This is a genomic window from Planotetraspora phitsanulokensis, from assembly GCF_016863295.1.
Taxonomy (GTDB): domain Bacteria; phylum Actinomycetota; class Actinomycetes; order Streptosporangiales; family Streptosporangiaceae; genus Planotetraspora; species Planotetraspora phitsanulokensis.
This window is the reverse complement of record NZ_BOOP01000068.1, coordinates 1-6,834: the sequence shown is the minus strand read 5'-3', so window position 1 is coordinate 6,834 and position 6,834 is coordinate 1. Positions and strand designations below refer to the sequence as shown.

Genomic DNA, 6,834 nt, shown 5'->3' with positions numbered 1-6,834 from the left:
ACCGTGCTGCTTGGCCGAGGCCTCGAGGGTGCCGCCCTTGACGGACGTTCCGTGAGCGGACCACCGCACGGACTTGGGGTCGACCGTCACCGGCGTCTGGTGGTCGTCGACGCCCTGCGCGACGAGCGCACGGTGCAGCCCCGGGAAGACCTTCACGCCGCCGTCGGCCGACGCCGCACCCGGCGCGGGCTTGACGAGGAGCTCGTGCAGCCTGCCGTCGCCCTTCGCGACGAACACGCCCACACCGTTCGGGTCGTTGCGCTCGTGGCCGTCGGACGGGACGTTGCGGACGGTCGCGTCGTCCTCGCCGAGCGCGCGGGCGACCATCGTGGTCGAGCCGCCGCCGTCGAGGTTGACCGCGGTCTGCACGCCCATCGCGGCGAGGTCGCGCGCCTCCTTGTCGATCCCGACGCCGCCCTTGCCGGTGCCGCCCGGGCCGTCCCAGGTGGCGAGCACGAGCGTGTGGCCGCCGTCCTTGAAGCCGAGCGCGGTGCGCGGGGCGATCGAGGTGTCGAGACCCCCGACGACCTTGCCGCCGGAGATGATGGTGCCGCCGTTGCCGAGCGCGAACTTCATCGTCTTGGCGACGTCGTCGGCGAGCTCGTAGCTGAGCGTCACCGGGTCGCCGGGCTGCAGCGCGCGGATCGCGGTCGCCGCGGCGCCGCGCCCGACGAGCACGAAGCCGTCACCCGGGATCGTCCCCGAGCCCGCGGGACCGTTCGGCGTGACCGACACGACCGAGCCGTTCTCGACCAGCACCTCGGCGATCTGGTCGTTGGCCACGCCCGACAGGCCGCGGTTGCGGGTGTAGTCGCCCCACGCGGACGTGAACGCGATCAGGCCGTCCGCGGGGACCCCGCCGCCGTTCGCGGCGTTGATCGTCAGGACCTTGTGGTCCGCGCCCGCGAACTTCGCGTTCGCGTTGACCGTGAGGTCCACGAGCTGGGCGATGCCGTCCTGGCTGACGCCGACGTGCGGGCGGCCGCCGATGTCGGCCGTCTTGACGAGCTGCCCGTTCTGGATCTCTCCGCCGAGCGCCGCGTTGGAGTTGCCGATGTCGAAGAACTCGCCGTTGACGCCTGCGACGGCGCCGGCCTTGTTGGCGGCCGCGCTGAGCGGCCCGCCGGACGCGACCGGTCCGGAGGTCAGCAGGTCCGTGCCGACCGCGCTGTTGGACAGGTCCACGGTCAGGAACTGCGCGTCGTACCAGCCCTTCTGGTCGAGCGCCTTCACGTGCTGCAGGTCGATCCCCGGACCGATCTTCTCGGTCGTGTTGATCAGGGGGATTCCGCCGGTGACCGGCGCGGGCTGACCGCCGTCCGCGTACGCGGCGGCGGGAAAGACCGCCAGCGTGGTCGCGGCGGCGAGCGCCACCAGCAGTGGCCGATGGTTCAGGACCATCAATTTCATTGGAACCTCGGGTCGAGAGACGACACGGAGGCAACGCCCCCGGTGCACCCAGTTCGATCAAGGGCGCGGACCCGATTAAAAAGATCAGCCGAGAAGTGCGGATGACGCCACCGCGGGCACGCGATGAATCTTCGCGGAAGAGGCGGTAGTCGTCCCCACGGCGGTGCGCCGCCGCGACCACGCCTCGAAAGTCCCCCTGCTCGCCGGCTCGTACGGCCGCCGCGCCCGAGGTGCCAGCCCCGTCGTCACGCCTGGGACCGCGTCGCCGACAGGTCGGGCTCCCAGCGGGCGGCGGCCCTGCGCCGGTACGCCCGGGCGAAACCGCGGATGAGGAGGAACCGCGGAACCGGGGGCACCAGGTTGACCACGACCTGATACCCCTCGGGGTCGATGTCGTCGAGCAGCCAGTGACCCTCCAGGCCCAACTGGGCGAACGACTTCGGCTTGATGTTGTTGGCCTGGTCCCACGCCTCCCACTCGGCCTGGGTGATGCTCGTCGACACGACCGGCATGCCCTCCTCGACCTCGCGGTCGAGGTGAGGGACGAGCACCTCGTTCAGCTCGTCCAGCGCTGTGACGAGCACGGCGCGGGCCTCGTCCGTCGTCGTGTCCGCATATTTCCGGCCTGCGGCCATCGTCGTTTCCATGGCCGGGACGATCCGGTGGTGGTCGGCCTCCAGCGAGTCCAGCAGCGGGCCCGCGGCGGGGTTGCGGCCGCGCACCAGCGGCCAGAGTCCCTTGTCCTCACCGCTGTGGTGGTGGTGCAGGAAGTCCATCATCCAGACCACGTGCTCGCCGAGCGCGCGCCGCTGCCGCCCCACCGGATGCGGCTCGCTCGTCAGCGCCGCCCGCGTGCGATCGAGGTCGCGGCGCAATGCACCGTGCACGATGGCCATGATCCGAGTGTCCGCAGGACCTGATTTCGCCCCCATGCCGCCCCCTTTTGACGATCTCGACGAGGGAAGCGTAGAAGCATGCTGTTTACGCTGCTATGCCGTTCCGGTGAACTGTTGAATGCCCTCAGGTAAGTGTCCGTGGGCCATGCGCTCCGGCCGCCCCGAATGAGCGCGGTCCGATGGTTGACGCCGCATCGCGGCGCTCCGCTTCGCAGACGGTCGGATCGACCCCTCCGCAGGTAAGCTCGTCAGCCCAGGTTGTGCCCCGCGCCAGGTCGCCCGCCGAGATCGACGGCCTCGCCTTACGCGGAACGGCGTCATCACTCTCCGGTGAGCGGAAGGGTTGCCCAAGTGGCCGGACACGCTTCTCCCGAAGATCTTGTCCGAGCCGTCCGGGCGGCAGGCGTCCGCGACGAGCGGCTGCTTGAGGCGTTGCGCGTGACGCCGCGAGCGGGTTTCGTCCCTCCCGAGGATGCCGCGGCCGCCGACGACGACGTCCCCATCCCGATCGAGCACGACCAGGTGACCACGCAGCCTTCGTTGTCGGCGAGGATGATCGAGGGCCTCGGCCTCACCGGGCGCGAGCACGTGCTCGAGATCGGCACCGGTGTCGGCTTCCAGACCGCGCTGCTGGCTCGCCTGGCCGGCGATGTCGTGAGCATCGACATCTGGCCCGATCTCGTTCAGCAGGCTCGGCGCAACCTGGCCCGGCTCGGCATCGGCAATGTCGAACTGCTGGTCGGGGACGGGAGCGGCGGTGTTCCGGACCACGCACCGTACGACGCCGTCCTCGTGTCCGCGGCGTTTCCCGAGGTTCCCCCGCCGCTGATCGAACAACTTCAGTACGGCGGGCGCCTGGTACAGCCCATCGGACCGGGCGGGCGGGAAGAGGTCGTCCTGTTCCGGCGCACACCCACCGGGCTGGAGCGCCAACAGGTGCTGACGCTGGCCAGGTTCGTCCGCCTCCGCGGACGGTACGGCTTCACATCCTGACCAGACCAGGCCCACCGAACCGCCGTGCTGGAGCGCGGACGGAGGGCCGGCGCCCGGGCCCCGTGGAGCCGGTGGCGCGGAAGGGACATCGCTTTCGGACTCGCCGGCCTCGGTCGAGCCTATGGTCACCGCTCCCTCAGGACTTCGTCGGCCGTGGACGCGAGCAGGGCGGCGGCGGCTGAGATCTCCTGCAGTTGCTCGGCAGGCAGCATTTCGAGAGCGGTGCGCAACTCGTCGAGGTCACCGCGGTACGCGGAGCCCATCGCGCCCTGCGCGGCCATGGTTTGCCGCATCCGCGCGAGTTCCGCCGCCGCCCTGCGAGCGGCCGGCTCTGCCATCTCGAGCGCCTCGGATATCGCCCGGCCGGCACGGGACATGACGTCGGAAAGTTCCCGCAGCCACTCAGGACTGCCACCAGGTGGATGTTCGCTCATGCTCCGATCCTCTCTGTTGCCCGATCCACGCGCACGTCGCCACGGTGATCTACTTCGTTTCCCGGCATCGGCCCCTGGTGAGCGGAGCGACTCCCCACACGGACGAACATCCGCAGAAGTCTCGGATCTTCTGCTCCAAGGAACGGGGCCAGGTCACGTTCCTCGTAGATCTGCGTCCGCACCTCGCCGTCGCCGACGGACATATCGATCATCTGACCGAATTGCTCAAATATCCAACTGATTGCCGAATTCTCATGGCAAAATCTTGAAATATCACTGCAAGATTAGTACGTTCGCTCCGGCACGCTGGCAAACCCTCGCTGCGGAGGAGCATGGATGACCGACTCGTCGACAGCGCTGATCGATGCGCGGGGATTGCGGAAGGTCTACGGCAAGCCGGGCGACAAGGCGGGGTTCACGGCCGTCGACGGGATCGACTTCCAGGTGCGGCGAGGTGAGGCCTTCGGGGTGCTCGGCGCGAACGGAGCCGGGAAGTCCTCGACGATGCGCATGATCGCTTGCGTGTCTCCGGTCACGGCCGGGAGCCTGCGCATCCTCGGTTACGACAGCGGCACCGACGGGGCCAAGATCCGGGCGCGACTCGGCGTCGTGCCACAGGACGACACGATCGACACCGAGCTGACCGTCCGCGAGAACCTGCTGATCTACGGCCGCTATTTCGGGCTGTCGTGGAAGGTTCTGCGCGAGCGGAGCACGCGGCTGCTGGAGTTCACCCGCCTGTCCGAGAAGGCCGATGACTCGGTGACGACCCTCTCGGGCGGCATGCGGCGGCGGCTCACCATCGCGCGTGCGCTCATCAACGAGCCTGAGATCGTGCTGCTCGACGAGCCCACGACCGGGCTCGACCCGCAGGCCCGCCACCTGCTCTGGGAGCGGCTGTTCCAGCTCAAGCAGGACGGCGTGACTCTGTTGCTCACCACGCACTATATGGACGAGGCCGAGCAATTATGCGACAGGCTGGTGGTGATGGACGCCGGCAAGATCGTCGCTGAGGGCGCACCCGCCGAGCTGATCGCCCGCTACACCATGCGTGAGGTGCTGGAGTTGCGGTTCGCGCCGGGAGAGCGGCAGACGATGACCGACAAGTGCCGCGGCCTGACCGAGCGCATGGAGGAGCTGCCGGATCGGCTCCTGCTCTCCACCGACAACGGCGAGGAGACACTGAGCGCGGTGCACCGGCAGGGCGTCCAGCCGCTGACGGCACTGGTCCGGCGATCCAGCCTGGAGGACGTCTTCCTCACCCTGACCGGCCGTTCCCTTCTCGACTGATCCCCCAGCGACCGCACCGAGGAGACATGCACACACTGGCCAGGGCGTTCTCGGCGCCGGCGTTCCGCGAGCTCGGCTACTGGCTGTTCCGCTACCGCCGCACGTGGCGCGGCTCGATCGTGATCAGCATCGGCAACCCGCTGCTCTTCCTGACCGCGCTCGGGCTGGGCCTGGGCACGCTGGTCGACCGCGAAGACAGCGCGTACCTGCACGGCCACTCGTACCTGACGTTCATCCTGCCGGGCATACTGATCGCCGGCGTCATGCAGACCGCCTTCCTCGAGGCGTCCGGCCCGGTCATGCAGAGCGCCATGTCACGCGGCAGCTACCGCGCCGCCGCCTCGACTCCGTTGGAGCCGGCGGGCATCCTCTACGGGCACCTGATGTACTGGATCCTCCGAGCCACCCAGAACGCCGTTCTGTTCACCTGTGTGAGCATGCTCTTCGGCACGGTCGATCCGGCCAGGGCGCCGTTGCTCGTGCTGGTCGCGGTGCTGGTCGCGATCGCCTTCGCCGCCCCGGCGGCGGCCTGGGCGGTGACCGTGACCCGCCCCTCCCAGATCAACGCGATGTTCCGGTTCGTGGTCCTGCCGCTCTACATGTTCTCCGGCACGTTCTTCCCGATCGAGCAGTTGCCGGTCCCGCTGCAATGGGTGGCCTGGGCGACGCCCCTGTGGCACGGCGTCGACCTCGGCCGCACGGTCGCGCTGGGCGCGGCCACGCCGTACGGCGTGCTGGTCCACCTCGGCTACCTGAGCGTGATGGTGGTCATCGGCCTGTACGTGGCCCGCCGCACCTACCGCCGCAAGCTGTACGTCTGAGAAGAAGGAGGCTTCGTGACGGCGATGCCGACCGGCGCACCCGCCGAACTCCCCCTGCGCCCGGGCCGCGCGTGGACGATGGTCGAGCGCAACCTGATGATCTACCGCCACACCTGGCCGGTCCTGCTCGCCGAGATCTTCGAACCCATGCTGTACCTGCTGGCGTTCGGCGTGGGCGTCGGTCTGCTCGTGGGCGACGTGCCGGGACTCGGCGCCTCGATCTCCTATCCGCAGTTCGTGGCCCCGGCGCTGCTCGCCACCGCCGCAATGAACGGGGCGATGAACGAGACCACGTTCAACATGTACGGCAAGCTCACCACCGACAAGACGTACGAGTCGATCCTCACCACGCCCATGTCGGTTCGCTCCGTAGCGCTGGGCGAGGTCTTCTGGGCCCTCGTGCGCGGAGCCATCGTCTCCACCGTGTTCCTGGTCGTCGTGAGCATCTTCGGCCTGGCCGATCTGCCCGGGGCGCTCCTGGTCATCCCGAGCGCTCTGCTCATCGGCTTCGCCTTCGCCGCGGTCGGGCTGCTCACGGTGACGTTCCTACGGAGCTGGCAGGACTTCCAGCTGATCCAACTGGTGATGCTCCCCATGTTCCTGTTCGCCACCACCTTCTTCCCGTTGAGCGTCTACCCGCGTCCGGTCCAGGTGTTCGTGGAGGTCCTTCCGCTTTACCACAGCGTCGAACTGGTCCGGGCGGCCTTCCTCGGCACCGGCAGCGGCTACCCCGCCATCGCCGTGATCTATCTCGCCGTGCTCGGCATCGTGGCGCTCGCCATCGCCGTACGCCGTCTGGAAGGCACGTTGCGTCCTTAAGGCGGTGTCCTCGCCGCACTACGGCGCGGGCGACCCGTCCCCCGCCGCGACCGGCCGGCGTCCCCCTGTCGGCGGCAGGCGGTCGGTCAGGGGAAGAGCCGCCACTCAGGCGGCGATGGGCGAGAAGCCGCCGGCGTCGCCCTTGCGCACCATGCTGGTGTCACCGTTGAC

The 6,834-nt window shown here is 69.1% G+C and carries 7 protein-coding genes; 4 read left to right on the top strand and 3 right to left on the bottom strand.

Annotated features, from left to right (window positions below):
• Positions 1-1,401, bottom strand: a 1,401-nt coding sequence (locus Pph01_RS42310) for a phosphodiester glycosidase family protein (RefSeq protein ID WP_204078916.1), incomplete at its 3' end; no start/stop codon positions are given.
• A gap of 254 nt (positions 1,402-1,655) precedes the next feature.
• A complete protein-coding gene (locus Pph01_RS42305) occupies positions 1,656-2,306 on the bottom strand; it encodes a hemerythrin domain-containing protein (RefSeq protein WP_204078915.1) in 651 nt (216 codons plus the stop codon).
• Between the two features lie 351 nt (positions 2,307-2,657).
• Between Pph01_RS42305 and Pph01_RS42300 the strand changes: the two genes are divergently transcribed.
• Positions 2,658-3,299 (top strand): protein-L-isoaspartate(D-aspartate) O-methyltransferase, encoded by a 642-nt coding sequence (locus tag Pph01_RS42300; RefSeq protein ID WP_204078914.1) that lies wholly within the window; start codon positions 2,658-2,660, stop codon positions 3,297-3,299.
• Positions 3,300-3,424: 125 nt separating this feature from the next.
• Here the strand turns inward: Pph01_RS42300 and Pph01_RS42295 are convergent, their stop codons facing one another.
• A complete protein-coding gene (locus Pph01_RS42295; protein ID WP_204078913.1) occupies positions 3,425-3,733 on the bottom strand; it encodes a hypothetical protein in 309 nt (102 codons plus the stop codon).
• A gap of 336 nt (positions 3,734-4,069) precedes the next feature.
• Here Pph01_RS42295 and Pph01_RS42290 point away from each other — a divergent pair, with 336 nt between their 5' ends.
• Genes Pph01_RS42290 through Pph01_RS42280 form a run of 3 tightly spaced genes read left to right on the top strand, consistent with a single transcriptional unit; the run spans position 4,070 to position 6,663 of the window.
• The gene (locus Pph01_RS42290) at positions 4,070-5,023 is read left to right on the top strand and encodes an ABC transporter ATP-binding protein (RefSeq protein ID WP_204078912.1); all 954 of its coding nucleotides are present in this window, start codon (positions 4,070-4,072) and stop codon (positions 5,021-5,023) included.
• 26 nt (positions 5,024-5,049) lie between these two features.
• A complete protein-coding gene (locus Pph01_RS42285) occupies positions 5,050-5,844 on the top strand; it encodes an ABC transporter permease (protein ID WP_204078911.1) in 795 nt (264 codons plus the stop codon).
• A gap of 24 nt (positions 5,845-5,868) precedes the next feature.
• Complete coding sequence (locus Pph01_RS42280) at positions 5,869-6,663, top strand: ABC transporter permease (protein WP_239117420.1); 795 nt, start codon at positions 5,869-5,871, stop codon at positions 6,661-6,663.
• Positions 6,664-6,834 lie beyond the last annotated feature (171 nt).